The sequence below is a fragment of the Brachybacterium aquaticum genome, assembly GCF_014204755.1.
GTDB lineage: Bacteria > Actinomycetota > Actinomycetes > Actinomycetales > Dermabacteraceae > Brachybacterium > Brachybacterium aquaticum.
Genome location: NZ_JACHLZ010000001.1, coordinates 34,224 through 61,131, shown reverse-complemented (window position 1 = coordinate 61,131; position 26,908 = coordinate 34,224). Strand labels below are relative to the sequence as shown.

General features: G+C 72.6%; 22 protein-coding genes and 1 pseudogene. 12 read left to right on the top strand and 11 right to left on the bottom strand.

Annotation, left to right across the window (positions count from 1 at the left end; genetic code table 11):
- Positions 1 to 16: 16 nt before the first annotated feature.
- From HNR70_RS00265 to HNR70_RS16440, 4 genes and pseudogenes are all read left to right on the top strand, one after another.
- The gene (locus tag HNR70_RS00265) at positions 17 to 754 is read left to right on the top strand and encodes a CoA transferase subunit A (protein WP_184323893.1); all 738 of its coding nucleotides are present in this window, start codon (positions 17 to 19) and stop codon (positions 752 to 754) included.
- Between the two features lies 1 nt (position 755).
- The gene (locus tag HNR70_RS00260) at positions 756 to 1,397 is read left to right on the top strand and encodes a CoA transferase subunit B (RefSeq protein ID WP_184323892.1); all 642 of its coding nucleotides are present in this window, start codon (positions 756 to 758) and stop codon (positions 1,395 to 1,397) included.
- Positions 1,398 to 1,439: 42 nt separating this feature from the next.
- Positions 1,440 to 2,160: pseudogene (locus HNR70_RS16330) on the top strand (thiolase family protein); the annotation flags it as partial.
- A 138-nt stretch (positions 2,161 to 2,298) separates the two neighbouring features.
- Positions 2,299 to 2,616: an acetyl-CoA acetyltransferase gene (locus tag HNR70_RS16440; RefSeq protein ID WP_376768831.1), complete on the top strand. Its 318-nt coding sequence runs from the start codon at positions 2,299 to 2,301 to the stop codon at positions 2,614 to 2,616.
- 256 nt (positions 2,617 to 2,872) lie between these two features.
- Here the strand turns inward: HNR70_RS16440 and HNR70_RS00250 are convergent, their stop codons facing one another.
- Both HNR70_RS00250 and HNR70_RS00245 read right to left on the bottom strand, forming a co-directional pair.
- The gene (locus HNR70_RS00250; protein WP_184323891.1) at positions 2,873 to 3,838 is read right to left on the bottom strand and encodes a 3-hydroxyacyl-CoA dehydrogenase family protein; all 966 of its coding nucleotides are present in this window, start codon (positions 3,836 to 3,838) and stop codon (positions 2,873 to 2,875) included.
- Between the two features lie 80 nt (positions 3,839 to 3,918).
- Positions 3,919 to 6,264, bottom strand: coding sequence for a sigma-70 family RNA polymerase sigma factor (locus HNR70_RS00245; RefSeq protein WP_184323890.1), 2,346 nt, complete (start codon positions 6,262 to 6,264; stop codon positions 3,919 to 3,921).
- 282 nt (positions 6,265 to 6,546) lie between these two features.
- On the opposite strand from HNR70_RS00245, the gene HNR70_RS00240 reads away from it, so the two are divergent.
- Complete coding sequence (locus HNR70_RS00240) at positions 6,547 to 6,711, top strand: hypothetical protein (protein ID WP_184323889.1); 165 nt, start codon at positions 6,547 to 6,549, stop codon at positions 6,709 to 6,711.
- Positions 6,712 to 6,786: 75 nt separating this feature from the next.
- Complete coding sequence (locus tag HNR70_RS00235) at positions 6,787 to 7,866, top strand: adenosine deaminase (protein WP_184323888.1); 1,080 nt, start codon at positions 6,787 to 6,789, stop codon at positions 7,864 to 7,866.
- 216 nt (positions 7,867 to 8,082) lie between these two features.
- Here the strand turns inward: HNR70_RS00235 and HNR70_RS16320 are convergent, their stop codons facing one another.
- Both HNR70_RS16320 and HNR70_RS00225 read right to left on the bottom strand, forming a co-directional pair.
- Positions 8,083 to 8,736 carry a TetR/AcrR family transcriptional regulator gene (locus HNR70_RS16320; RefSeq protein WP_221421056.1) on the bottom strand — a complete coding sequence of 218 codons (654 nt, stop codon included), beginning with the start codon at positions 8,734 to 8,736 and terminating at the stop codon, positions 8,083 to 8,085.
- Entirely contained in the window at positions 8,733 to 10,388 is a 1,656-nt protein-coding gene (locus HNR70_RS00225) for an MFS transporter (RefSeq protein ID WP_184323887.1), read from the bottom strand. The genes HNR70_RS16320 and HNR70_RS00225 overlap by 4 nt, the downstream gene beginning before the upstream one ends.
- Before the next feature lie 282 nt (positions 10,389 to 10,670).
- Between HNR70_RS00225 and HNR70_RS00220 the strand changes: the two genes are divergently transcribed.
- A complete protein-coding gene (locus HNR70_RS00220) occupies positions 10,671 to 12,896 on the top strand; it encodes a potassium transporter Kup (protein WP_312857520.1) in 2,226 nt (741 codons plus the stop codon).
- A 3-nt stretch (positions 12,897 to 12,899) separates the two neighbouring features.
- Here the strand turns inward: HNR70_RS00220 and HNR70_RS00215 are convergent, their stop codons facing one another.
- From HNR70_RS00215 to HNR70_RS00195, 5 genes are all read right to left on the bottom strand, one after another.
- Positions 12,900 to 14,585, bottom strand: coding sequence for a glycosyltransferase family 4 protein (locus HNR70_RS00215; RefSeq protein ID WP_246375099.1), 1,686 nt, complete (start codon positions 14,583 to 14,585; stop codon positions 12,900 to 12,902).
- Entirely contained in the window at positions 14,582 to 15,244 is a 663-nt protein-coding gene (locus HNR70_RS00210; protein ID WP_184323885.1) for a hypothetical protein, read from the bottom strand. The genes HNR70_RS00215 and HNR70_RS00210 overlap by 4 nt, the downstream gene beginning before the upstream one ends.
- A gap of 310 nt (positions 15,245 to 15,554) precedes the next feature.
- On the bottom strand, positions 15,555 to 16,394 hold the full coding sequence (locus tag HNR70_RS00205) for a TetR/AcrR family transcriptional regulator (RefSeq protein ID WP_184323884.1): 840 nt from the start codon (positions 16,392 to 16,394) through the stop codon (positions 15,555 to 15,557).
- A gap of 35 nt (positions 16,395 to 16,429) precedes the next feature.
- Positions 16,430 to 17,590, bottom strand: a complete 1,161-nt coding sequence (locus tag HNR70_RS00200; protein ID WP_221421055.1) for an aspartate-semialdehyde dehydrogenase — start codon at positions 17,588 to 17,590, stop codon at positions 16,430 to 16,432.
- Positions 17,587 to 18,954, bottom strand: a complete 1,368-nt coding sequence (locus tag HNR70_RS00195) for an aspartate kinase (protein WP_184323883.1) — start codon at positions 18,952 to 18,954, stop codon at positions 17,587 to 17,589. The genes HNR70_RS00200 and HNR70_RS00195 overlap by 4 nt, the downstream gene beginning before the upstream one ends.
- 1,064 nt (positions 18,955 to 20,018) lie before the next feature.
- Between HNR70_RS00195 and HNR70_RS00190 the strand changes: the two genes are divergently transcribed.
- From HNR70_RS00190 to HNR70_RS00175, 4 genes are all read left to right on the top strand, one after another.
- Complete coding sequence (locus tag HNR70_RS00190) at positions 20,019 to 20,996, top strand: putative endonuclease domain-containing protein (RefSeq protein WP_184323882.1); 978 nt, start codon at positions 20,019 to 20,021, stop codon at positions 20,994 to 20,996.
- A gap of 61 nt (positions 20,997 to 21,057) precedes the next feature.
- Positions 21,058 to 21,339: a type II toxin-antitoxin system RelE/ParE family toxin gene (locus HNR70_RS00185; protein WP_184323881.1), complete on the top strand. Its 282-nt coding sequence runs from the start codon at positions 21,058 to 21,060 to the stop codon at positions 21,337 to 21,339.
- A 9-nt stretch (positions 21,340 to 21,348) separates the two neighbouring features.
- Positions 21,349 to 21,648: a HigA family addiction module antitoxin gene (locus tag HNR70_RS00180; RefSeq protein ID WP_184323880.1), complete on the top strand. Its 300-nt coding sequence runs from the start codon at positions 21,349 to 21,351 to the stop codon at positions 21,646 to 21,648.
- Complete coding sequence (locus HNR70_RS00175; protein WP_184323879.1) at positions 21,645 to 22,187, top strand: GNAT family N-acetyltransferase; 543 nt, start codon at positions 21,645 to 21,647, stop codon at positions 22,185 to 22,187. Before HNR70_RS00180 ends, HNR70_RS00175 begins: the two co-directional genes overlap by 4 nt.
- A 164-nt stretch (positions 22,188 to 22,351) precedes the next feature.
- Here HNR70_RS00175 and HNR70_RS00170 read toward each other — a convergent pair whose 3' ends face one another.
- The gene (locus HNR70_RS00170; protein ID WP_184323878.1) at positions 22,352 to 23,071 is read right to left on the bottom strand and encodes a DedA family protein; all 720 of its coding nucleotides are present in this window, start codon (positions 23,069 to 23,071) and stop codon (positions 22,352 to 22,354) included.
- A gap of 540 nt (positions 23,072 to 23,611) precedes the next feature.
- Positions 23,612 to 25,894, bottom strand: coding sequence for an NAD(+) synthase (locus HNR70_RS00165; protein ID WP_184323877.1), 2,283 nt, complete (start codon positions 25,892 to 25,894; stop codon positions 23,612 to 23,614).
- A gap of 149 nt (positions 25,895 to 26,043) precedes the next feature.
- Here HNR70_RS00165 and HNR70_RS00160 point away from each other — a divergent pair, with 149 nt between their 5' ends.
- A complete protein-coding gene (locus HNR70_RS00160) occupies positions 26,044 to 26,907 on the top strand; it encodes a carbohydrate ABC transporter permease (RefSeq protein WP_221421054.1) in 864 nt (287 codons plus the stop codon).
- Position 26,908: the final 1 nt, after the last annotated feature.

Below are 26,908 nucleotides of genomic sequence, written 5' to 3'. Positions count from 1 at the left end.
GACAGGAGGGACAGCGATGTCCAAGGTCTCGGACGACGTCGCCGCCGAGCTCAGCGCCGTGCTGCGCGAAGGCATGACCATCGCGGTGGGGGGATTCGGCCTCAGCGGCATCCCCACCGATCTGATCACCATCGTGCGCGACAGCGGGGTCACCGACCTCACCATCGCCTCGAACAACCTCGGGGTGGACGGCAAGGGGCTCGGGCTGCTGCTCGAGAACGGGCAGATCGCCAAGGTGCTGGCCAGCTATGTCGGGGAGAACAAGCTGTTCATGCAGCAGTTCATCGACGGGAAGCTGGACGTGGAGTTCGTGCCCCAGGGCACCCTGGCCGAGCGCATGCGCGCCGGCGGCTCCGGCATCCCCGCCTTCTACACCGCCACCGGCTACGGCACCCCGATCGCCGAGGGCAAGGAGACCGCCGAGTTCGACGGCCAGCACTACGTGCTCGAGCGCGCGATCACCGCCGACGTCTCCCTCGTCCACGCGCACACCGCGGACGTCTCCGGGAACCTGCGCTACCGCCTGACCGCCCGGAACTTCAACCCGCTCGCGGCGATGTGCGGGAAGGTCACCTTCGCCGAGGCCGAGCACATCGTCGAGCTCGGGGAGCTCGCGCCCGACGACATCCACACCCCCGGCGTGTTCGTGCACCACCTCTCCCGCGCGACCGCTGCGAAGGACATCGAGCAGCGCACCACCCGCCCCCGCCCGGGCGCCGACGCCGAGAAGACCGAGACGCAGGAGGTGGCCTGAGATGGCCTGGACCCGTGACGAGATGGCGGCGATCGCCGCGTCCGAGATCAACCACGGCGACTACGTGAACCTCGGCATCGGCATGCCGACCCTGGTCGCCAACAACCTCCCCGAGGGCGTGAACATCACCCTGCAGTCCGAGAACGGGGTGCTGGGCATGGGCCCGTTCCCCTACGAGGGCGACGAGGACCCCGACCTCATCAACGCCGGCAAGCAGACCATCACCCTGCTGAAGGGCGCGGCGATCTTCGACTCCGCGATGAGCTTCGGGATGATCCGCGGCGGCAAGATGGCCACCGCCATCCTCGGCGCCATGCAGGTCACCGCCACCGGCGACATCGCCAACTGGCAGATCCCCGGCAAGCTCGTCAAGGGCATGGGCGGGGCGATGGACCTGGTCGCCGGTGCGCGGCGCGTGGTCGTGATGATGCAGCACGCCGCCAAGGACGGCTCCGCCAAGATCGTGAACGAGTGCTCCCTGCCGCTGACCGGCGTGGGCGTCGTGGACCGGATCATCACCGAGCTCGCCGTCTTCGATGTGACCGAGAGCGGGCTCGTGCTCACCCAGCTCGCCCCCGGCGTCACCGAGAACGAGGTCCGCGCGCTCACCGAGCCCGACTTCACCGTGCAGCTCGCCGCCTGAGCGGCACCGCCCACGAGACTCCAAGAGAGCAGGAGACCCCCCATGCGCACCAGTGACGACCCGATCGTCGCCCTCGGCTTCGCCCGCACCCCCGTCGGCTCCTTCGGGAAGTCGCTCGCGAGCGTGCCCGCCCACGAGCTCGGCGCCACCGCCGCGAAGGCCGCGCTCGAGCGCGCCGGCGTCGCGGCCGACGAGGTGGACGAGTGGATCATCGGCTGCGTCGGCGCCACCGGGCGCGACGCCTACATCTCCCGCCGCGTCGCGATCACCGCGGGCGCCGCCGTGACCTCCACCGCCATGACCGTGAACCGCCTGTGCGGCTCGGGCATGCAGGCCATCGCCCTGGCCGCGGCCGAGCTGATGATCGGCGAGTCCGACATCGTCGTCGCCGGCGGCGCGGAGAACATGTCCGCCCAGCCGTTCCTGGACTACTCCGCCCGGAAGGGCTACACCCTCGGCGACCGGGTGCTCATGGACGGCACCAGCACCCTGATCACCGACCCCTTCGACGAGGTGCCGATGGGCGTGACCGCGGAGAACGTCGCCGACAAGTACGGCGTCACCCGCGAGGAGCAGGACGCGTACGCGCTGGAGTCCCAGCGCCGCGCTCGATGCCGGCGCGGTGGCCGACGAGATCACCCCGGTCACCGTCAAGGGTCGACGCGGCGACACCGTCGTGGACACCGACGAGCACCCCCGCGAGGTGACCCTCGAGAAGCTCGCCGCGATGCGTCCCGTGTTCCGCCGCGAGGGCGGCACCGTCACCGCCGGCAACGCGTCCGGTATCAACGACGCCGCCGCCGCGCTGGTGCTGACCCGCGCCTCGGTCGCGAAGGAGCGGGGCCTCGCGCCGCTCGCGGAGCTGGTGGACTTCACGAAGGTGGGCATCGAGCCGGAGATCATGGGCTACGCCCCGAAGCCCGCGGTGGACAAGGTCCTCGCCCGCAACTCTCTGACGACCGCGGACCTGGGCTGGGTGGAGCTGAACGAGGCCTTCGCCGCGCAGGCCGTGCCGCTCGTGCGGGACCTGGACCTGGACCCGGCGGTCGTGAACCCGCTCGGCGGCGCGATCGCGTGGGGCCACCCCATCGGCGCGACCGGCGCGATCATCTCCGGGCGCACCGTCCTGAATCTGCGCCGCAGCGGCAAGGAGCTGGGGCTCGCAACCATGTGCATCGGCGGCGGGCAGGCCGTGGCGAGCCTGTGGCGGGCGCTGTGAGCTGACGGGCCGAAGGCCGGCCGGCGGTCGCGGCGCCCGGCCGGCGGGACTCCAGGCCCCGTCGGCCGGGCTGCCAGGCCCCGTCGGCCGGGCTGCCAGGCCCCGTCGGCCGGGCTGCCAGGCCCCGTCGGCCGCACCTCCCCGACTTGTGCGTGCTCACGGTCGATGTCGACTCCGACATCGACCGTGAGCGCGCACAAGTCCGTCGGCCGCTCGGCGGACGGACGCACCGCGGCGGCGCGCCGCCGGACCGGGGTCAGTCGCGGGTGGCGTCGGGGGCGTCGCCAAGCTCCTGCTGGAGCTGGGACATGCGGGCGTAGGCGAGGTTGCGGTAGGTGGCGAGCTCGGTCGCGGTCTGCTCGTCGTAGCTGCCGCGCAGCCCCTGGCCGTTCTTCACGCCGAGCCTCCCCGACTCCACTGCCTTCTTCAGCAGGCGCGGGGTCGCGAGGCGCTCCCCGAGGGTGCGCTCGTAGGTGGCGTAGCAGGCGGCGTGGATGTCGAGGCCGCCCTGGTCGATCATGCCGAAGGGGCCGAAGAACCCCAGCCGCACTCCGAAGGTGGAGCGGACGATCGTGTCCACGTCCTCGATGGTCGCGACCCCCTCGTCGACCAGCGTGCACGCCTCCTTGATCATCGCGTGCTGGAGGCGGTTCATGACCATGCCGGGGGCGTCGGCGACGCGGGCGTGCTGCTTGCCGCAGAAGGTCAGCAGGTCCTCGACCGCCTCGAGGGTCTCCTCGGTGGTCGCCTCCCCGCGCACCAGCTCGACACCCGGGATGAACGGGGCGGGGTAGATGAAGTGGGCGGTGAGGAACCGCTCCGGCCCGACGACCACCGGGGCCAGCTCCTTCACCGGGATGGTGGAGGTGTTGGTGGCGATGATCGCGTCCGCGCGGGCGTGCTGCGAGATGGTGGCGAGCACGTCGTGCTTGACGTCCACGCGCTCGAACACGGCCTCGACGATGAAGTCCGCGTCCTGGACCGAGTCAGGGATCGACTCGGCGGCCGTGACATGTCGGCCGACGAGGTCTGCGCTGCCCTCGGGGAACAGGCCCTGCGCCTCGAACTCCCCCGCCTCCCACACGAGCTGCTCGAGCGCGTCGCCCGCGGCCTCGGGACTGACGTCGGCGATGGTCACGTCCAGTCCGGCGAGCGCGAACACCTGGGCGATCCCGGCGCCCATCCGTCCGGCACCGACGACGGTCACGGTGGAGAGGGTCATGGGCGGGCTCCTTCGAGGTCACGGCATCGTGTCGCGCTCGACCCTACCGGGGTGACCCGGGCCCGGACCTCGACGAGGGCTCAGCCGGCCTCGTCGACCTGCTGGTCGCCCTGCTCGTCGTCGACCTTCTGCTCGCCCTCGCCGCCGGGAACGCCGATCCCTCCGACCGGCTCCTCGGACTCCTCCGGCGCGGTCTCCTCGGGTGCGGTCTTCTCCGGCGCGATCCCGCCCTCGGACCGGGGCTCGTCGCCGTGCTCGAGCTCCACGGTGCTGCGGGGGTCGGCTGACTCGGGCTGCTCGTCCTTCCCGGGCTGCTCGTCCTTCGTGGTCGAGTCGTCCTGCTCCGTGGAGTCGTCCTTCCCGGTCGGCTCCCCCGGGGAGATCCCGTCCTCGGGATCAGGCGTCCTCGGCGGGGTGACCTGGGGCGGATCGCTCGGCACGGGCGGCCTGCTGCCCAAGGGAGCTCCGGGATGCTGGAGCGGCGGGTTCCCGGGTTCGGGCCGGGGTCCCTTGCCCCCGCCGGAGCCGTCGGACTCGTCGCCGGTCTCGGAGGTCGACGTGTCGCCCGGGGTCGAGGTGTCCCCGGGAGCCGTGATGCCACCGGGGGTCGAGCCGCTGGGCGTCGAGGTGTCGCCCGGCCTCGAGGTGTCACCGTCGGTCGAGGTGTCGCCAGGGGTCGAGGTGTCGCCAGGGGTCGAGGTGTCGCCAGGGGTCGAGCTGTCGCCGGGGGTCTGCCGGGGGACCGTGGGCCCGAAGGGCTGCGTCCCGGCCTGCTGACCGGCCGACGGGTCCGCGGGCGTCTCGGCGGACGGCGGGGTGCCGGTCTCCTCCGACGGCGCCGGCGTGGAGGTGATGACGAGCGGACCGGTGCCGCTCTCGTCGACCAGACCCGAGGGAACCCCGGAGGCCGTGCTGCCGGCACCAGCCGCCCCGCCCGCGGCGATCCCGTCCGCGCCCTCGAGGCCCGTGCCGGCGCCACCCGCCGACGTGCCGCCCGCCGCGGTGCCGTCGGCGGAGGTGCCGTCGGCGGCAGTGCCCTGCGCCGTGCTCCTCGCGCCGGTGGTCGAGCCCGAGGTGGACCCACCGCTCGTCCCTGCCGGGGTCCGGGGGTCGCGGGAGCGCGTGGGCTCCTCGCGGGGTCGTCCCGTCGAAGCGCCCTGGGAGGTCCCCGTCAGGCCGACCGACGGCAGGGCCACCGGACGGTGCGGGGTCGCGGGCCCGTCGGCCGCGTCGAGCTGCTCCGCGGCTGCGGCCGCCCCCCCGACAGACTGGCCGACCTCCGGCGACTCGACCGACGAGCGCGGCAGCAGCGCGTACCCGCCGACGGCGAGCGCGCAGGTCGCACCGATCAGGGCCAGCGACCCGCCGTGGGCGGAGAGGCTCGCGGCGAAGGCGCGCACGGGCCCGGTCGACACCGGCGCCGACGGCACCGGGGCAGACGCCGCCACGGACCCCGAGCCCCCGTCGGCCGTACCGGAGCCGGCCGCACCGGAACCCGCCGAGCCCGAGCCGGCCGAGCCCACCGCGGCGCTCCCTGGCTCCCCGGTGCCGAGCGCGAGCTGCGCGGCGAGCGCGGCGCGGGCGGGGGCGATGCTGCGCAGCAGCTCGGGCGAGGCGAGGACCAGCGGCAGCAGCACCGAGCGCATCCGCACCGAGAGCAGGCGGAGGTCCTCGAGCGCCTCCCGGCAGTGCGCGCAGTGCTCGAGGTGCGCCTCGACCTTGCGGGCTCGACCGGCCGGAAGGGCGCCCTGCTCATAGGCGCCGAGATCCTCGACCAGGCCCTCGCAGGCCTCCGGCGCGGAGGCGAAGTCTACGTGCGCCTGCAGCCAGGCGACCCGCAGGCCTACGCGGGCGCGGCGCGAGAGCTGGGCGACGGCGGTGGCGCTGCGTCCCAGCTGCGGGGCGAGGGTGCGCGGGGACTCGCCCTCCACCTCGGTGGCCCACAGGATCTGCCGCCACTGCCCCGGCAGCGCCTCCATCGCGGTGGCCATCAGGTCCCGCTCGCCCATCCCGTCGGCCGCATCCGGGGAGGTGAATCCCTCCTGGTCGTAGACCTCCACGTCCTCGACGGGGACCTCGTGGGTGCGGCGGTGGCGGTCCATCGCCTCGTTGTGGACCGTGCGCAGCAGGTAGGCGACGAAGCCCTCGCGCGGACCGCCGCCGTCCCTCACCACGCGCAGGATCTTCGCGAAGGCCTCATGGGCGATGTCATGCGGGTCGTGGCCGCCGCCGAGCCGACGGGCCTGGGCGAGCGCCTCGTCGAGGTGACGGTCGTAGAGCACGGAGAACGCCCCCACGTCCCCGTCGCGCACGGCGGTGAGCAACGCGTCGTCCGAGGCGCCCTCGTAGCGGGACTCCTCCTCGCGCAGCTGGGAGGAGGGGGTCGCGAGCGCGCCCCCTGCGTCGAGCCGTCCGTGTGCTTCCATCGCGGTGCCGATTCCCTTCCTGTGCGCCCCCTCCCCCCGAAGGAAGCGCCCTGCGCGCCCGCCCCCGCGAGCGCCCCGGTCGCCCACCGGGACCGCAGAGGCTCCGCCGGGCGACCCCACAAGTATTCCCCAGGGATGCCCGAATCTCAGCCCCTACCCGCCGGAAATTTACGCACGCCTAAAAAGGTTCGCGGAACCGCGTCATGATCCGGGACCTTCGGCGTGGAACAGGTAGACGGCCACCACGGCGACCCCGCCCCGGCCGCATCAGGACGGAGAACCATGAACAGCATCGAGCTCACCGACACCGATGGCGACGCGCTGACGATCTTCACCCGCGACGGCGCCACGTGGATCACGTGCACCAGCGGACCCGACGAGGTCACCGTCGGCCCCATCCCCAGCCACCTGGTGCAGTCCTTCGTGGACAGCGACCTCGCGGCCTGACGCCCCGGGCGCGCACCGGCCGCGCATGGGCCGCGCACCGGCTGAAGCACCCCCTCCCCCGCGTATCCTGCACGGATGCGCCTCTCGCCCGACGTCCTGCGGACCCTCCCCCTCGTCGCCCTGCACGACCACCTCGACGGCGGTGTGCGCCCCGCGACCGTGCTCGAGCTCAGCGATGAGCTCGGCATCGACCCGCCCGCCGCCGACGCCGACGCGATCGCCGACTGGTTCCACGCCGCCGCCGACTCCGGCTCCCTGCCCGCCTACCTCTCCACCTTCGACCGCACCCTCGCGCTCATGCAGCGCCCCGGCGACCTGCGCCGCATCGCGCGCGAGTTCGTCGAGGACATGGCGGCCGACGGGGTGGTGTACGCGGAAACCCGCTGGGCCCCTCACCAGCACACCCGCGCCGGACTCACCCTGGACAAGGCCGTCCAGGCGGTCCAGGACGGCCTGGACGAGGGTGTCGCCGCAGCCGAGCAGGCCGGGCACCGCATCGTGGTGGGCCAGCTGCTGTGCTACCTGCGCCACCTCGAGCCGAGCGACGACCTGGTCGAGATCGCGACCGCGCGCCGCGGCACGGGCGTGCTGGGCCTGGACCTCGCCGGCCCCGAGAAGGGCTTCCCCGCCTCCCGCTTCGCGGAGGTCTTCGCCGCGGCCGGCGCCGCGGGGCTCCGCGTGACCATCCACGCCGGGGAGGCCGACGGGCCCGCCTCGATCGCCGCCGCCCTGGACGCGGGCGCCGAGCGGCTCGGGCACGGGGTGCACCTGGTCGAGGACATCGCGGAGTCCGGTGCACTGGGGCCGGTCGCCGCGCGCGTGCACCGCGAGCGGATCGTCCTGGAGGTGTGCCCGAGCTCGAACCTGCAGACCGGCGTCGCGGACTCCATCGCGGACCACCCCGTCGGCCTGCTCCACAGTCACGGGATGGCGATCGCCCTGTCCAGCGACAACCGCCTCATGTCCCGCACCGGCACCGCCCGGGAGCTGGCGCTGGTGGTCGAGGCGCTGGATTGGGGCCTGGACGAGGTCGAGGCCGTGGTCCTCACCGGGCTCGAGGCCGGCTTCGCCCCGGCCGCCGAGAGGGAGGCCCTGCGCGACGAGGTCGTGCTGCCCGCCTTCCGCGCCGCCCGCGAGGCACTGGCCGGGGCCTAAGCCCAGCCGAGGCGGGCACAGGCCCCGTCGGCCGCCGCCGCGCGCCCTACGCACTCCGCCCCTCGGCCGAATGCGCGCACCCCGTGTGCCCGGCCCCGAGTTGTGCGCGCTGACGGTCGATGTCAGCCCGCACATCGACCGTGAGCGCGCACAGGTTCGTCGGCCTCCCAGCCCGGGCGCCCGCGACCGCGGCCCGACGGTCCGGGGCCGCACCGCTCAGGCGGGCTCGGTCAGCGCCAGCAGCCGCTCGCGGGCGAGGTCCAGCTCGCGGTCGGTGAGGTAGGGGCTGCCAAGGCTGGAGGCGACGCCCTCGGCGCCGAGCCGGACCACGACGACGGTGGCCTCGTCGAGCCCGTCGGCCGAGAGCGCCTCGCGCCAGCGCCGGGCGTCCTCCTGCATCGACGCCTCGACGAAGGGGCGGCTGCCCAGCTGGAGCAGCAGCGAAGAGGGCGAGAAGATCTCGCGAGCGGCGGCGCTGTCCGAGGCGAGGGTGCGCACGTAGGCGCGCAGCAGCTTGCCGGGGCGGTTCTCGGTGAGGTCCACGTGCGCGAGCACCTCGGCGCGGAAGCGGTCGTTGACGTCGTGGACCAGCGCCTCCTCGAGCGCGTTGCGGGAGCGGAAGTGGTGGGTGAGCGCGCCCTTGGAGACCCCGGCGTCCTCCGCGATCGCGGCGAGGCTCACCCCGGTGCCGTGCTCGGCCATCATCCGCAGCGCCGCCTCAAGTATCGCCGCGCGCGTGCGCTCCTTGTCGCGCTGGAGCGCGTGATCGGCAGCGCGCTGAGGCGCGGGGCCGTCGGCGCGCTGGGGCGCGTGATCGGCAGCGCGCTGGGGCGCGGGGTCGTCGGCCGACGGGGTCGTCGTGGGGTTCACGAGGTGCTCCTGGTGTCCGAGGGGATCAGGCGCCACGCCACCGCCGCCGCGAGGGCGAGGATCACGGCGGCCACGTAGGCGGTGACCTGCGTGCCGTGGGTGAAGGCGTCCTGCGCGAGGGCGAGCAGCGCGGTGTTCTGCCCGTCCGTGATGGCAGTGGCGCCGGCGAGGGAGTCCTGCATGGCGGCGGCGACGTCGGCGGGGGTGCCGGCGGGGATCGTGAGGTAGGCGCGGTAGATCGCGGTGTGGAGGGAGCCGAGCACGGCGATGCCGAGGGCGACGCCGAGCTCGAAGCCGGTCTCGGAGATGGAGGAGGCGGCGCCGGCGCGCTCGGGCGGGGCGGCGGCGACGACCGCGTCGGTCGACAGCGTCATCGCCAGGCCGGTGCCGAGGCCGATCACCGCGAGGGCGATGCCGATGCCGAGGTAGCCGGGCAGCCCCTCGGCGACGCCGAGGAAGGCGAGGCCCGCCGCGCCGACGCCGAGGCCCACGGCGATCGCGCGTCCGCGGCCGAGCCGTGCGAGCGCCACGCCCACCACGGCGACGACCACGAGGGAGGCGAGGGTCGCGGGCATCTCGGCGAGCCCGGCGAAGAACGGCGAGTAGCCGCGCACCAGCTGGAGGTACTGGGAGAAGAAGTAGAGCATGCCCATGAACGCGAAGACCGACAGGGTGCTCGCGGCGACGGCGCCGGTGAACGCCGAGATGCGGAAGAGGTTCACGTCGATGAGCGGCACGGTGAGCCGCTTCTGCCGGCGGAGGAAGACTGCGCCCGCGGCGAGGCCCAGCACGGCGGCGAGCGCTGCGGCGGGGAGCTCCCCGCCGCCGACGACCTGCTTGATCGCGAAGACGAGCGGGACGATCGCGGCCACGGACAGCGCGGCGGAGAGGAGGTCGATCGGGCCGGAGCGGGGGTTTTTCGACTCGGGCAGCAGCCACGGGCCGAGGATCAGGATCAGCGCGATGACCGGGACGTTGATGAGGAACACCGATCCCCACCAGAAGAACTCCAGCAGCGCTCCGCCCACGAGCGGGCCGACGGCGCTGCCCGCCATGGTCCCGGCCGACCACAGCGCGATCGCGCGGGTGCGCTGGGCGGGGTCGTGGAACATGTTGCGGATGATCGACAGGGTCGAGGGCATGATCGTCGCACCCGCGAGGCCGAGCAGGGCCCGGGCGAGGATCAGCATCCCGGCGCTCGGCGCGAAGGCCGCGATCATCGAGGCGACACCGAAGGCCGCGGCACCGATCAGCAGCAGGCGCTTGCGGCCGATGCGGTCGGCGACGTTGCCCATCGTGACCAGCAGACCGGCCAGGACGAAGGAGTAGATGTCCCCGATCCACAGGATCTGCGTGGCGGTCGGGGCGAGGTCCGCGGTGAGCGAGGGGACGGCGAGGTAGAGGACGGTGCCGTCCACCGCGAGGAGCGTGACCGCGAGGATCAGCACCACGAGCGCCGCCCACTCGCGCCGCCCGGGGAGGGGCGGGGTGGGGGCGGTCGCGGCGGGGGTGGTGCCGGCACGGGAGGCGCCGGTGGGAGAGGCGCCGGTGGGAGAGGCACCGCCGACGGGCGCGGGTCCGCCGACGGGCGCGGGTCCGCCGACGGGCGCGGGTCCGCCGGGGGGCGCGGCGGAGTCCTGGGAGTTCGTCATGCCCCCGAGATTAACGAACCGTTTGGTTCGTTACCAGATCTGGACGGTTCGCTGTGACGGAGGTCAGGAGGGCTGGGTCGGGGCGGACCGACGGCCCGGCCCGTCGGCCACCCCCCCTCCCCGACTTGTGCGCGCTCACGGTCGATGTCGCCCCACACATCGACCGTGAGCGCGCGCAAGTCCGCCGGCAGCGACCCATGGAACGCGGTCTGTGACGCACGGAGCGAAACCCGTGCCCCCGGAGTGGGGACGTGGAGCCCTGGTGGTGGCAGGATTCGCTCCGTGCCCGAGAACCCCTCGCGCTCGCCCCGCTCCGACGAGCCCTCGTCCCCGCATCCGGAGCCCTCCCCGTCGGCCGCAGTCCCTGCCGCGGCCCCCTCCCCCGCTGTGTCCGGTCGGCCCCCGTCGGCCGACGCAATACCCGCCGACGCCGAGGCGACGGAGCCCCCGTCGGCCGCGACCCCGTCGGCCGACCCCGGCCCGCACGACCCCGCCGGCACCCCCGGCCCGCACGCCGGCGCCCACCACCACAGCCACCACCACCTCGACCACCGCGGCCTGCCGCGGGCCCGCACGCCGCTGGCCGTCGCGGCGCTCGGCGCGCTCGGCGTCGTGTTCGGCGACATCGGCACGAGCCCGCTGTACGCGCTGCAGACCGTGTTCGCCCTGCACCACAACGCCGTCGCGCCGACCGAGTCGGACGTGCTCGGGGTGGTCTCGATGGTCACGTGGTGCCTGCTGACCATCGTGACGTTCACGTACCTGGGGCTGATCATGCGGGCCGACAACCAGGGCGAGGGCGGGATCCTCGCGCTCACCGCGCTCGTGCTGCGCAAGCTCCGCGGCGCAGGCGGCGTCGGACCGCGCGAGGCCGCGGTCGCGCTCGTGCTCGGCGTGCTCGGGGCGGCGCTGTTCTTCGGCGACTCCGTGATCACCCCCGCCATCTCCGTGCTCTCCGCCTTCGAGGGGATCGAGGTGGCCGGCTCCGTGCCGAACTCCGTGATCCTGCCCGGCGCGCTGATCGTGCTCACCGCGCTGTTCGCGGTGCAGCGCCGCGGCACGGCCCGGATCGGGAGGCTGTTCGGGCCGGTGATGATCGTGTGGTTCGTGGTGCTGGCGGCAATGGGTCTGCCGCACCTGCTCGCGAACCCCTCGATCCTGCGCGCCCTCTCCCCGCACTACGCGCTGCTGTTCCTCGTGGACCGGCCCGGCGTCGCGTTCATCGCGCTCGGCGCGGTGGTCCTCGCGATCACCGGCGCGGAGGCGCTGTACGCGGACATGGGCCATTTCGGGAGGCGCCCCATCGCCCTGGCCTGGGGCGCGCTCGTGCTGCCCGCACTGCTGCTGAACTACTACGGCCAGGGCGCGCTGATCCTCGCCGACCCGCGCACCGTCGTGAACCCGTTCTTCTCGATGGTGCCGGACGCCCTGCGGGTGCCGCTCGTGGCCCTCGCCGCGCTCGCCACCGTCATCGCCTCCCAGGCCGTGATCTCCGGAGCGTTCTCCGTCGCCCGCCAGGCCACGCGCCTGTCCCTGCTGCCGCGCCTGAAGGTCACCCAGACCTCCGAGGCGCACGGCGGACAGATCTACATCGGCACCATCAACACCCTGCTCTTCGCCGGGGTGCTGGTGCTCGTGCTCGTCTTCCGACGCTCCGAGGCGCTAGCCGCCGCCTACGGCCTCGCCGTCACCGCCACGATCATCCTGGTCCTGGCGCTGTTCCTGCTGTACGCCAGGCGGATCCTCAGCTGGCCGCTGTGGCAGGTGGTGCCGCTCGCGGTGGTGGTCGGCGGGCTGGAGCTCGTGCTGCTGGCCGCGAACGTCGTGAAGATCCCCGCCGGCGGTTGGATCCCCCTGGTCATCGCCGCGGCCCTGACCACGATCATGCTGGTGTGGAAGCGTGGCTCGCGGATCCTCTTCGACCGCCGACGCGACATGGAGGGGCCGCTCGCGGAGTTCATCGCGGAGATCAGCCCGGGCGGCAGCCGCGAAGTCCCGCGCGTGCCGGGCCTGGTCGTCTACCCCCACGGCAACGAGGCCACCGTCCCGCTCGCGCTGCGCACCGGGGTCGCGATGAACCGGGTGCTGCACGAGCACGTGGTCCTCCTGACCATGAAGCACCTCGGCGTCCCCCACGCCCGCGCCGAGGACCGCTCCTCCGCCCGGGTGCTCGGCCCCGGGATCGTGCAGCTCACCCACCTGGTCGGGTTCCACGACTCGCAGGACGTCCCTGCCGCGCTCGCCGAGGCGGTGGAGCGGCTCGGCCGGGAGCACGGGCCGGAGTGCGATGCGGGGTGCGTCGAGCACGTGCCGGAGCTGGCGCTGGCGGGGATGGAACCGATGTACGTGCTGTCCGTGTTCCGCATCGAGCCAGGTCAGGACCCGGCGATGCCGCGCTGGCAGCGGGGCCTGTTCCGCACCCTCGAGCGCGCGGGCGCGAACCGCACCCAGGTGCTGCAGCTGCCCACCACGCGCACCGTGGTGATGGGGGCGGAGACGGAGCTGTAGGGGCTACCGGGTGGGGTTCGCGACGACGCGGCCGAGGATCTCGAGGTAGGCCCGGGCCAGCTGGTCGTCGTCGGCGTGCTCGGCGACCCACGCCCTGCCCGACGTGCGCACCGCCGTGCGGGAGCGGTCCGCGGCGAGCTCGCGCCACAGCTCCACCAGGGCGTCCTCGTCCTCGGGCGGCAGCACGTCCCCCGCCTCGGCGTCGCGGACCACGTCCGCCGCCTCGCCCTCGAGCAGCGCGGTGATGTGTCGGCCGGTCGCAAGGATCTCGTACAGCTTCGAGGGGACCGTCCAGGCGAAGGGCTGCCACGAGCGCAGGGAGACGATCACCGTGTCCGCCCACGCGTACTGCTCCCCCACCTCGCGGTGCGGGATCCGGGGCAGCACCGTGACCGGGGCGTCGAGCTCGCGGGCGAGATCTGCGAGGGCCTGGGCCTCCACGCCGTGGCCGACAAGCCTGAGCTGGATCTTCATGCCCTCGCGGGCCAGGCGCGCGGCGGCCCGGACCGTTGTGTCCAGACCCTGCGAGCGACCCATGTTGCCCAAGTACAGGCAGCGCAGCTCCTCGTGGTCGCCGGGCAGGTGATCGCGCTGCGGCGGGATCCGCGACAGGTCCGTGCCGTTGCGGACCACGCGCACCGGGTCGATGCCCCGCGTGCGCAGCACCTCCGCGAAGCGCCCGGTGGTGGTCACCACCGCGCGTGCCCCCGCCTGCCAGTCGGTGACCTGGTGGTGGACAGCGCCCTTCGCGACCGCGACGCAGCGGCCGAGGAGGCGGCGGTGCAGCGGCAGGGCGACGGGCAGCTCGACCGGGAAAGAGGTGGCGGACGCCGCGACCAGCGCCTCGACGGCGAGGGTGTCCGGGTCGAGGGGAGTGATGGGATCCGGGGTGGCGGGGGCGGCACTGGGGGTGGCGGGGTCGGCACTGGGGGTGGCGGGGTTCCCCTCCACCTCGGGTGCGCGGGGAGAAGTTGCGGGAATGGACCCCTCATTCCGACCACTGTTCCCCGCGGGCGGGGCGGAAGGGGTCGCTGGCCCGGCATCGGGCAGCCGCTGAGCATCGACCTCGGGTACGCGGGGAGAAGTTGCGGGAATGGACCCCTCATTCCGACCACTGTTCCCCGCGGACGGGGCCTGGACGGTCGTTGAGGAAGCGTGGGGGCTCGCGGACGGGGCCGCGGCGGTCGTTGACGGGGTCGCGCCTGCCGCATCCGGGCCCGCGCCGCCGACCTGGGTGACGAGGTCCGGCCAGGCGTCCCGCATCTCGACCACCAGCGGCACCTCCCACAGCGCGGCGAGGATCTTGCCCAGCAGCAGCGTGGGGATCGCAGGAGCGGTGGCGACGATGACATTGGGGCGGTCCGCGGGACGCGCGAAGCGCCTGCTGAGGCGAAGCAGCGCATCCCCCGCGGCGACCAGGTGATCCGCGGTGCGGGTGGCGATGTCCCCGCGATGGGGGAGGTAGGCGGTGCGCAGCACGGTCTCGCCGTGCATGCCCCGTTCGACGGCACCCACGGGGTGCTCGCGTCGCTGCTCGGCGGACGGCCGGCCCATGGGGTAGTGCGGCACGGGCGCCGCGACAGTCACCTGGTGCCCGGCGGCGAGGAAGCGCCCGACCAGCGCCGACCAGCGGCGCTGCGGTGCCCCGAACTCGGGCGCGTAGTAGTGGGTGAGCAGCAGGATCCTCATCCGGCCGCCGGTCGCTCGGGGGTGGCGGACCCGCCCGCCGCGTCGGCGTGGGCGGACCCGCCCGCCGCATCGCCGTGGTCGGGCCTGCTGGCCGCGTCGGCGTGGTCGGGCCTGCTCGTCCCGGACTCGGCAGCGGAATCCGGATCGAGGCTGGCCGTTCCGCCATCGGGGTCGAGGAGGCGGGTGCCGTCATCGGGATCCAGGCCGAGAGCTTCGGCGGCGTCGCGGAGGTCCTGCGGGGTGAGGTGCCCGGTGTCCGGCGGACGCTTCCCGGCCTTCGCGGTCGCGGTGTCCACCAGCAGGTGGATCGCCTCGCCCTTGCCCTTCTCGCGACTCTCCTCACCCGGGGTGGGCAGCGAGGCGATGGCCGCGACGGGGATGAGCACCGCGCGGGAGCTCAGCTGTCGCGGCACCACGCTCAGCGCGGCGAGGTCGTCGCCGGCGTCGCGCTGGTAGATGTCGCGGACGCGTCCGACGGGCTTCTCGTCGCTGCCGCGCACGGTGATCCCGGCCAGGGCCTGGAGGCGGCGGCGCGGGGCGTGATGCTCGGCGTCGGGTCCGTCCGCGCCCGGCGCGGCATCGGCGTCCGGCGCGTCGTCCGGCTCCGGCCCACCGGTCAGGCCGGAGGTCCGGTCCTCGGGCACCGAGCCGTGACTCATCGGGAACTTCCGCGCAGGTTCACGATCGATGAGTCTACCGATCGGTGGGACCCCAGGTCAGCGACGCCTGTCCAGCTGCCCCGCAGGTGCGGCGTGTTCAGGCTCGGGAACGAGCTCGTGACCCACCGCGGCCAGACTCGCCACCCACGGCCCACCCACTGCCCACCCACGGCGGCGACTTGTGCGCGCTCACGGTCGATGCCGGGCCGTGGATCGACCGTGAGCGCGCACAAGTCGGGCCGACAGGTGAGGGGCGGAGATAGCAGGCAGCCCGTACGGCGCAGCCGGCCCGTAGAGCACAGCCCGCCCCTCACTCCCCCCGGCAGCAGAGCTGCACGAACTCCTGGACGTCGGTGATGGGGTCGCCATCGGCGCGCTTCTGCAGCTCGCGCACGGTGTGCTCGCGCACGGTGAGGCTCAGCAGGAGCGAGAACAGCGAGCGGGCGAGGAACTTGGGGTTCGCGCCGTCGATGAGGTGCCCGCGCTCCTGCAGACCGAGGAACACCTGCTCCAGCACGTGCTCGTGGACGAGGCGCAGGCGGGCGATGCGGAAGCGGCCCGGATGGTCGGGGTTCACGACCTCGGCGGAGAGCGTGGCCAGCAGCGCCATCGAGTGCTCCCGCGGATCCCACGGCCCGGCCAGCGCCGCGACCAGCGTGGTGGGCGAGGACTGCATGACCTCGACCGAGTCCAGCAGCCCCTGGGCGTGCGCCTCGAGCCGGTCGATCACCGCCCCGAGCAGCACCTCCTTGGAGTTGAAGTGGTGCAGCATCCCCGGGTGCGAGATGCCCACGCGGCGGGAGATGTCACGCAGGCTCGCCCCGTGGTAGCCGCGCTCGGCGAACAGCGCGGAGGCCGCGTCGAGGATCTCCTCGCGGCGGGACGAGGTGCCGGAGGCGGCTTCCCCGTCGGCCGCCGACCACGAGGTGCCCGCCTCCGCCGTCGCCGTCCCGCCGATGGCAGTGCGCAGGTCCCCGAGGCCCTGCGCCTCGGCGATCGAGTCGAGGTTGCGCAGCGCCTGCTGCAGCGGACCGACCGTCCCGGCCGATGCGCCCGGCGACTCGTCGCCGACCCGATCGGAGAACACCGTCGACAACGGGGCGGGGCCCGTCCCGGCTCCCGGGGTGCCACTGCTCGCAGCAGTCGTCATCGATGCTTCTCCTTCTCGGTCTACGTCGTCATCGCTCAGCGGGACACGATCAGCTCCGCGATCTGGATCGCGTTCAGGGCGGCGCCCTTGCGCAGATTATCGGCAACCGCGAACAGGATCAGCCCCTTGCCCTCCGGGACCGACTGGTCCTGGCGGATACGGCCGATGAACGTGCCATCCTTGCCCGCCGCCTCGAGCGGGGTGGGGAGGTCGACGACGTTCACGCCCGGCGCCGCCTCGAGCAGCTCGCGCGCCCGCTCCGGGGTGATCGGCTGATCGAACTCGGCGTGGATCGCGAGGGCGTGGCCGCTCATGACCGGCACGCGCACGCAGGTCCCGGCGACCGGCAGATCGGGGATGCCGAGGATCTTGCGCGACTCGTTGCGCAGCTTCTGCTCCTCGTCGGTCTCGCCGGTGCCGTCGTCCATCAGGTTCCCGGCGAGGGCGACGACATTGAACGCGATCGGCGCTTTATACACCCCGGGCTGTCCGAGGTCCACGGCGGACCCGTCAAGCGCCAGCTCCTCGACCCGGTCGACCCCGGCCCTGACCTGCGAGGCGAGCTCCGCGACACCGGCGACGCCGGAGCCGGAGACCGCCTGGTAGGTCGCGACCTTCAGGCGCGCCAGACCCGCCTCGTCGTGCAGCACCTTGAGGCTCGGCATCGCGGCCATGGTGGTGCAGTTGGGGTTCGCGATGATGCCGCGGGGCGGGTTCGCCACCTGCTCCGGGTTCACCTCGGAGACCACCAGCGGCACCTCGTCGTCGCGCCGCCACGCGGAGGAGTTGTCGACCACGACCGCGCCAGCCGCGGCGAAGCGGGGCGCGAGCGCCTTGGAGGTGGAGCCGCCGGCGGAGAAGATCGCGACGTCCACGCGCTGCTCCTCGGAGGTGATGTCCGCGGTCTCCGCGTCCTCCACCACGAGGTCCAGACCGGCATAGGAGACCGTCTTCCCCGCGCTGCGCGCGCTCGCGAACACCCGGATCGAGGAGTGGGTGACCGAGCGGTCGGCGAGCAGGGCGAGCATCACACGGCCCACCTGACCGGTCGCGCCCACGACGCCGAGGACGGGCCCGTCGGCCGCATATCCCGGAGTGGCGGAGAAGTCGGGGACGCCCGCCGGGGTGCCCGAGGCGCCGGAGGCGCCACCGTCGGCCGACGGGGAGTTCTGGGGCTCGCTGGTGCTGGTGCTCATCGTCCGGTCCCTCCGTAGACCACGGCCTCGGTCTGCTCGGCGTCGAGGCCGAACGCCGTATGGATCACGCGCACCGCATCGTCCAGGCGCGACTGCTCGGTGACGACCGAGATGCGGATCTCCGAGGTGGAGATCATGTCGATGTTGATGCCGGCCTCGCCGAGCGAGCGGAACAGCTTCGCCGAGACGCCCGGGTGGGAGCGCATGCCGGCGCCGACGATGCTGACCTTGCCGATCTGATCGTTGTAGCGGATTTCGCTGTAGCCGATCGACTCGCGCGCGGCCTCGATCGCGGCGAGCGCGGCGGGGGCGTCGGCCTCCGGCAGGGTCAGGGAGATCGCGACGGTGTCGTCCACCGTCGAGGAGTTCTGCACGATCATGTCGATGTTCGCGCCGGTGGAGGCGACCACGTCGAACAGCAGCGCGGCCTTGCCGGGGGCGTCGGGGACCTCGACGACCGTGATCTTCCCTTCGCTGCGATCGTGCGCGACGCCCGAGATGATCGGCGCCTCGAGGCCCGGTGCTGCGATGTCGTCCATGGGGAGCTCCTTGGTCGGGTCGGCGGCGTCGCGACGGGCGACGTCCGCGGGGCGGAGGGTGACGGTGGGGTCGATCGGGATCTCGCGCTCGAGATCGTCGGCGACGATCGTGCCGAGGCGACCCGAGTAGGAGGAGCGCACGTGCAGCGGCACCCCGTAGCGGCGCGCGTACTCGACGCTGCGGGCCATGAGGATCTTCGAGCCGTTGGCGGCCATCTCGAGCATCTCCTCGCTGGAGATGACGGGCACGCGACGGGCCGACGGGACGATCCGCGGATCCGCGGTGAACACGCCGTCGACGTCGGAGTAGATCTCGCAGACGTCGGCCTTGAGCGCCGCGGCGAGCGCGACGGCGGTGGTGTCCGAGCCGCCGCGGCCGAGGGTGGTGATGTCCTTGGTGGTCTGCGAGACGCCCTGGAAGCCGGCGACGATCGCGACCGCACCCTCGGACAGCGCCTCCTCGATGCGGCCGGGGGTCACCTTGAGGATGTGGGCGCGGCCGTGGACCTCGTCGGTGATCAGCCCCGCCTGCGAGCCGGTGTAGGCGCGGGCCTCGACGCCGGTGTCGTTCAGCGCCATCGACAGCACCGCCATCGAGATCCGCTCACCGGCCGTGACCAGCATGTCCAGCTCGCGCGGCGGCGGGTTGGGGGTGACCTGCTCGGCGAGATCGATCAGCTCGTCGGTGGTGTCCCCCATCGCGGACACGACGACGACCACCTGGTGGCCGGCCTGCGCGTACAGGGCGATGCGGCGGGCGACGCGCTTGATCGAGTCGGCGTCAGCCACGGAGGATCCTCCGAACTTCTGGACGACCAGGCTCATGGGCGGTGTTCCTTCTGGTGGTGCGGGTGTGGGGTGGTGCTGGGTGCTGCCGTTGTGCGGTGCGTGCGTGCCGCGCCGGGTGCTGCGCGGACGGAGCGGGGGGTCCGGCGCTGCGGACGGTCGGCGCGCGCCGTGGGGACGGTGCTCGCCGCGCGGGTGCCGGCGGGTGCACGGGACCGCCTGCCAGTCTACGAGGGGCCGACGGATCTGGCCCGGGACCCCACCATCTGAGACATACGGGCAGGTCACATCGGGAGGAGGACGTGGCGTGGGCGACATTGCGGGGTGTGGTGGTGGCGCGGGGAAGTGCGCCCGCGGGAGCGGTGTCTGCACCGGCGGGGGCATGGGCGCTGTGAGCGGAGCGCGGGTGCGCGCCCGCGGGGCCGAGGGCGCTACTGGCGGGGCCAACGGCGCTGTCGGCGGGGAACAATTGCTGGAATCGCCCAGGAATTCCCGCAACTGTTCCCCGCGCGTCGGTGCCGTGGCGTGGATTCGAGCATGTCTCCCCCGCTGAATGCCCTGGGACCGAGACTCGTGAGCGTTGGGGCCGTCCCGGCTCGTCGCGCGGGGAACACTTGCCGGAATTGCACGGGCGATTTGACACCTTCTCCCCGCGCGCCGTGGAGCGAGGCATGGATTCCGACTCCTCTCCCCGCGGATCACCCGTGATCGACGACGACGCCGAATGCGTTGGCTCCGGGGACCCGGGCCACGGCCCGCCGGCACCTGCGCCCGGAACTCCGCGCCGCCAGCACCTGGGTCAGGAGTCCCATGTCGCCGGCCCCCACTCCACTGCCTGGCGTCGACACCGCGAAGATGCCGGCCCCGCATTGGGGAGGAACCGTCGCTGATGCTCGTGACCTGGTGCTTGTGGAGGAGGACGGGCCCCATCACGCGCCCCGTCGGACCATGAGCGCATGGCCCGACGTTCAGCACCCCTCCCGCGATCACTGCCCTATGCCGTGTTCAGCGCATCGGAAGCACGACGGGAAGGAGTGACCGTCGGCCGTCTGCGGGCGCAGGATCTTCGCCACCTGGGCTACGGCCTGTACGCCCGGCGCACTGTGGACGTCACCGAGGTCGACGCCCTGCGAGCGGTCACTCGCAACGACCCGATGGCGGTGGCGAGGGGTCTGAGCGCCGCGCGCCTGTGGGGCATGCCGTTGCCGTTCACGAAGCAGACGTGGTCCGCTTCGCGCACGCCTGAGCCCGACCCTTGGGCAGAGCCCGACCCCTGGGCCGAGCCCGCACCGACACCTGAACCCGCGCCCGAGCCCGACCCCGACCCCGTCCACCTCACCGCCAACGGGTACCGCCGGCAGAGCAACAAGCTCCTGACGTGGAACCGCCAGCGGATCCGAAGCGAGGACATCGTGACCCACCGGGGCGTGCGCGTCACGAGCCGGGTGCGGACCTGGATCGACCTCGCGCAGGAGCTCACGCTGGACGAGTTGGTCGAGATCGCCGATCACCTGGTCAGGCAACCCCGGCCTGAATACGAGGGGCGGTTCGATCCGTACGCCACTCCTGCAGACCTCCGCGACGCGGTGCGCCAGTATCGGGGCTCCGGCCGACCCATGCTGCGCAAGGTGCTCGACCTGACCCGGGTGGGCAGCGATTCCCCGATGGAGACGCGGCTCCGCCTCGCGATCATCCGCGGCGGGCTTCCCGAGCCCGTGCTCAACCAGCGACTCGTCGTCGAGGGCAACGACCTCTACGAGCCCGACATGTGCTGGCCCGAGTGGAAGGTGTGCCTCGAGCACGACGGGGCCGGCCATCGCACCAAGAAGCAGCAGAACCTCGACATCCAGCGGCGCGAGAAGCGCGAGGCTCTCGGCTGGATCGAGGTGCAGACGGTCGCGGCCGATCTCCGCAACGGCTGCGAGCGGGCGCTGCGCAGGCTGCGGGACGTGCTCACCCGCCGGGGGTGGCATCCGCCGCTCGCTGTCAGCGGGCCGGTGATCCGTCCTCTCACGGAGAGCGGCGCACGGGCCAATGCGCCGTCCTCCGAACCGGCCAGCGCCGAGCGGAGCATCCGGTGACGCGCCAGGAATCTGACATAACGCCTGGCGTTATTGACGCCCGGCGACATACACTTCTCCCATGATCAGGTCGTTCGCCGACCGGGGCACCGAGCGCGTGTGGCGTCGCGAACCGGCGAAGAGACTTGATCCGCGCATCCACAGGACCGCGAATCGGAAGCTGCATCTGCTCGATGCCGCCACCACTCTCGAAACGCTGCGCATACCGCCGGGCAACCGCTTGGAGGCCCTCAAGGGGGGCCGGGTCGGCCAGCACAGCATTCGGGTGAACGACCAGTGGAGGATCTGCTTGACGTGGACGGATGCGGGCCCGGAGGACGTCGAGATCGTGGACTACCACTGAGGAGTGTTCATGCCGGACAAGCTCTATCCCCCGGTCCACCCCGGCGAGGTCCTGATGGAGGACTTCATCAACGGCTTCGGCATCACCCAGAACAAGCTCGCTGTCTCCATCGGAGTGCCGCCCAGGCGGATCAACGAGATCGTGCACGGCAAGCGCGCGATCACGGCGGACACTGCACTGCGCCTGGGACGCTACTTCGGGGTGGATCCGCAGTTCTGGCTCACTCTGCAGACCAGGTACGACCTGGAGATCGCGGAGGCCCGCGTCGCCGATCAGATCGACGCGATCGCACCGCTGCAGTCGGCATGACCGTCGAACCCCACGTGGCGCTGCGTCGACTGCGCGTGGCCGACGCGGCCGCGGTGCACGCGGCATTCGCCTCCGCGCCTGACATGGAACGCCAGGGAGACGTGGCGACGCTGGTGGACGCGGAGCGCTACGTCGCACGCCTCGTCTCCGAGAGCTCGCCGCACGAGGGGTGGGCCATCGCCGCGGACGACGCACTGGTCGGACTCGTGTGCGTCAGCGTCGACGAGGCCAACCTCAGTGGATGGTTCGGGTACTGGATGACGGAGTCCGCGCGCGGCCGCGGGTGGATGCGTCGCGCGGCGGCGACCGTCGCGGACTGGGCGCTCACCACCCGGGGTCTCGAACGGCTCGAGCTCGGGCACCGCGTGAACAACCCCGCCTCCGGTCGCGTGGCACGAGCAGCCGGATTCGTCAGGGAGGGAACCGAGCGCGGCAAGTTCCTCATCGATGGCGAGCGGATCGACGTCGACACCTACGGGCGGCTGCGCACCGATCCCGGTTCACAAGCCGACCCGCTCCCCATGTCCGACGCGAGATGAGCGCCGAGGGCTCCACGTCCCGGAGCTCGGCGAAGTGCCCTCCGGCATGCCGCGGCCGCCACGACCGCCGCGCCGCCGCCAGTCGGCGGGGAGGAGTTGTCGTCATCGAGCGATGAGTCCAGCACATGTCCCCCGCCGACGGGGCCGACGGGGACGACGACCCCTCAGGCCACCTCGACGGCGTCGACCTTCGCGGAGGTGGACTCTGCGGAGGTGAACTCCGCGGAGTCGGACTCCGCAGCATCAGCAGACGCGGCGTCGGACCGCGCCGGTCCCCGCAGCTTCCGGCGCTGCGCCTCGATCACCTTCGGCAGCACCGAGAGTGCGACGAGGACGAGCACGGCGATCTCGAGGTGGTCGCGGATCACGGCGACCTCGCCGAAGGCGTAGCCGAGCGTCGTGATGAGGGTGACCCACAGGGCCGCACCCACGGCGGACCAGGTCAGGAACACGCGGCGCGGCATCTGCCCGGCGCCCGCGACGACGGTGATGAAGGTGCGCACCACGGGCACGAACCGGCCGAGCACCAGGGCGCGCCGGCCGTAGCGGTCGAAGAACTCGATGGTGCGGTCGAAGTGCTTGCGCTTGAGGAAGCGGCCGTCGCGCTCGTAGAGCCTCGCGCCGACGCCGCGACCGATCTCGTATCCCGCGACGTTGCCGGCGAAGGCCGCGACCATCAGCGTCAGCAGCGAGACGATCAGCGGCACGCCGAGCTGCCCGCCGTGGGAGAACATCCCCACCGCGAACAGCAGCGAGTCGCCGGGCAAGAGCGGGAACGGCAGCCCGCACTCGATGAAGACGATGAGGTGGGCGATCCCCCAGAACGCGGTACCGAAGTGCGCGAGCAGCTGGGCGGGGTCCATCAGCATGTGGAGGAGAGACATCACGCTTCCGTTCGACGGGCCGACGACGGGGCCCGCACCGGGTCCCCGCGGACGTCCGCGAGCGGAGCGGCGAGTGCATCCTGCGCCTCGACGCGGCCCGGAGCACCACCACTGAGGTGGAGACCTCATGGAGATCGGTGAACATGCGGTGAGCTGGGGGGATATCCCCGAGGAGGGTGGCGGGGAGGGCCTGGGGGAAGCGCGTTTCCGTGCATCGGCCTCTCCTCGCCACGTCCCGCTGACCGGCAGCGGCGGCGCACTGACCCGCTGCCCCGCTGACCCGCGCCGCAGCACCCGCGCCACGCAAGCCCGCGGGGAGAAGTTGTCGCTGCCGGACCCGCATTCCAGCAAGTGCTCCCCGAGCGCTACGGCACCGAGTCCCTACGAGCCTCGTCGCCCAGACGCCTGGGCGACGCACCCCGGTCAACGGGGAGAAGTTGTCGCTACCGGAGGCGAACTCCAGAAAATGCTCCCCGCGCACAGGGAGGGGCGGCACGAAGCACACGCCACGCGCCCCGCTTCACGCCAGCTCTCCCCGCCTCACTCCCCCGGGACGTCCCGCTCGATCTCCGCGAGCCACGCGCGGCTCGTCACGTCCGAGGGCATGCGCCAGTCGCCGCGCGGGGAGACCGCGCCGCCGGCGAGGACCTTCGGGGCGTTGGGGAGGGTGGAGCGCTTGAACTGGTTGGAGAAGAAGCGCTTCGTGAACACGGTCAGCCAGTGCTTGATCTCCTCGCGCGAGTAGGCGCGCTTGTCCTCGTCGGCGTACCCGGCCGGCCACTCCCCCGCCGACGCATCGCCCCAGGCCTGGTGGGCGAGGTAGGCGATCTTGCCGGGGCCGTAGCCGCGGCGCAGCAGGTGGTAGAGGGTGAAGTCGTGCAGGGCGTAGGGGCCGATGGAGTCCTCGGTGGACTGCGCCTTCTCACCCGCCTTGGTGGGGATGAGCTCCGGGGTGATCTCGGTGTCCAGCACCGCCTGGAGCACCGTCCCGGTCGCCTCGTCGAAGATCCCCTCGGCGATGACCCAGCGGATGAGGTGCTGGATGAGGGTCTTGGGGACACCGGCGTTCACGCCGTAGTGGGACATGTGGTCGCCCACGCCGAAGGTCGCCCAGCCGAGCGCCAGCTCGGAGAGGTCGCCGGTGCCCACCACGATGCCGCCGTGGTGGTTGGCGAGGCGGAAGAGGTAGTCGTAGCGCATGCCGGCCTGGACGTTCTCGAAGGTGACGTCGTAGACCTCCTCGCCGCGGCCGAAGGGGTGGCCCATGTCCTTGAGCATCTGCGTGGAGGCGGGGCGGATGTCGATCGTCTCGAAGCTCGCGCCGATCGCCTCGGAGAGCAGCTCGGCATTCGAGCGGGTGTGCTCGGTGGTGGCGAAGCCGGGCATCGTGTAGGCGAGGATCTCGGAGCGGTCGCGCCCCAGCAGGTCCATCGCCCGGGCGCACACGATCAGGGCGTGCGTGGAGTCCAGGCCCCCGGAGACGCCGATGACGGGCTTCGTGCCGCCGGGCTTGCCGCCGCCGATCGCCTCGAGGCGCCGCACCAGGCCTGCGACCTGGATGTTGTACGCCTCGTAGCAGTCCTGGGCGAGGCGCGCGGGGTCGTCGGGCACGAAGGGGAAGCGGTCGTGGTGGCGGCGCAGCGGACCGGTCGCGGGCGGGGTGCGCAGCGGCTCGGACTCGTAGCCCTTCTCCGCGGCGCGCGCGTCGTGGCGGGCCTGCGCCGCCCGACGTCGGCCGCCGAGCAGCACCAGGTCCTCGAGCCCCTCCCCCCAGTCCTCGTCGGCACCCTCCTTCTCGACCCGGTCCCAGAAGCCGGGATCGATGTGGGGCCCGAAGAGATTCGTCGTGGAGTAGGACTCGAACTTCGCCAGCGACTCGGCGTGGGTGCGGCGGTTGTCGTCGAAGGTGTTCTGGCGGCGGCGCTCGGCGACGATGCGGTCGAGGTCCACGTCCACGATCGTGGTGCGCACCCCGCGCGGGAAGCGCTCGGACTCGCCGAGCAGGTCCCCGCACTCGTACACGAAGGTCTGCCCGTCCCAGGCGAGGTCGGTGGTGGACTCGCCCTCGCCGGCGGCGGCGTAGACGTACGCGGCCTGGCAGCGGGCCGAGGAGGAGCGGGCCAAGAGCTTGCGGTCCTCGGCACGGCCCACGGTGATCGGCGAGCCGGAGAGGTTCACGAGCACGGTGGCGCCCGCGAGCGCGGCCTCGGCCGACGGCGGCACGGGCACCCACATGTCCTCGCAGATCTCGACGAAGAGCTTCAGGCCCGGCACGTCCTCGACGGTGATGATCCCGTGCGGGGACAGGTGCTGCTCCTCACCGCCGAGCCGTACCGCGATGTCGCAGGCGTCGTCGCCGGGCGCGAACCAGCGTCGCTCGTAGAACTCGCGGTAGGTGGGGAGGTTCTGCTTGGGGGTGATGCCGAGGATCTGGCCGCGGTGGATCACGACCGCGCAGTTGTACACGCGGGAGCGGTCCTCGGCGCGCAGCGGGGCGCCGAGCACGATGATCGGCATCAGCTCCTGGCTCGCCTCGAGCACGTCGAGCACGGCCTGCTCGGCGGCGTCCAGCAGCGGCTCCTGCATGACCAGGTCGTCCAGCGAGTAGCCGGTGAGGGACAGCTCGGGGAACACGGCCAGGCCCACCTGCTGCGCGTGCAGGTCGCGCAGCACCTCGAGGTGGCGCTCGGCGTTGGTGGCCGGGTCGGCGAGCGCGACCGGCAGCGTCACCGCCGCGACGCGCACGAAGCCGTGGTCGTAGATGCTGGCGTGGGGATCCGTGGCCGCGGCCGCGGGGCCGACGGCGTCCGTCGCAGAGCTCATGGCCAGAGCGTAGTGGAGCCCGCGGCGCACGGTCCGACGACACCGGCGGACCCGCGGGCACGCCGACGGACTCGCACCCGGCCCACCTCGCCCCTGCGATACGTTGACCCGGTGATTCCGGAGCACGGCGCAGACAGGAGGTGGAGGAGTTGAACGCCCGCAGGCCCCTGATGGGCTGGCTGCTGGTCGCTCCGAGCCTGATCGGCGTGACCTGCTTCCTGATCCTGCCCGTGGTGCTCGCGTTCGTGGTCTCGCTGTTCCACTGGGACCTCTACGGCTCGCGGCGCTTCCTGGGCCTGGACAACTACCTCTCCTTGTTCAGTGACGGCACGCTCGCCAACTCCCTGCTGGTCACGGCGATCTTCACGCTGATCTCGGTGCCCGTCTCCCTCGCGATCGGCCTGGTGCTCGCCACGCAGCTGGTGCGGGCGCTGCCGGGCTCGGCGATCGTGCGCGTGATCGTGGTGATCCCGTGGGTGTGCGCACCGCTCGCCCTCGGCGTGGTGTGGAAGTGGATCTTCCAGCCGTCGGTCGGTGCGCTGAACCAGATCCTCGGCGTGCGGATCGAGTGGCTGACCGATCCGTCGCTCGCCCTGCCCGCGGTCGCCTTCGTCGCGATCTGGCAGAACGTCGGCTACATCTCGCTGTTCTTCCAGGCGGGGCTGACGCGGATCCCCGGCTCGATCTACGAGGCCGCCCGGATCGACGGCGCGAACGCCGCCCAGCAGCTGTGGTTCATGACGATCCCGCTGCTGCGGCCGACGACGTTCTTCCTCGCGGTCACGCAGGTGGTCGCGTCCTTCCAGGTGTTCGACATGGTCTACGCCCTCACGGGCGGCGGACCGCAGCACCGCACCGAGGTGGTCGCCTCGCTCATCTACAACGAGGCCTTCGGCGCGAGCCGGCTGGGCCGTGCGAGCGCGGTCGCCGTGATCCTGTTCCTCCTGCTGGTGGTGATCACGGTGATCCAGCAGCGCTGGTTCTCCAAGCGCATCACCTACGACATGAGCTGAG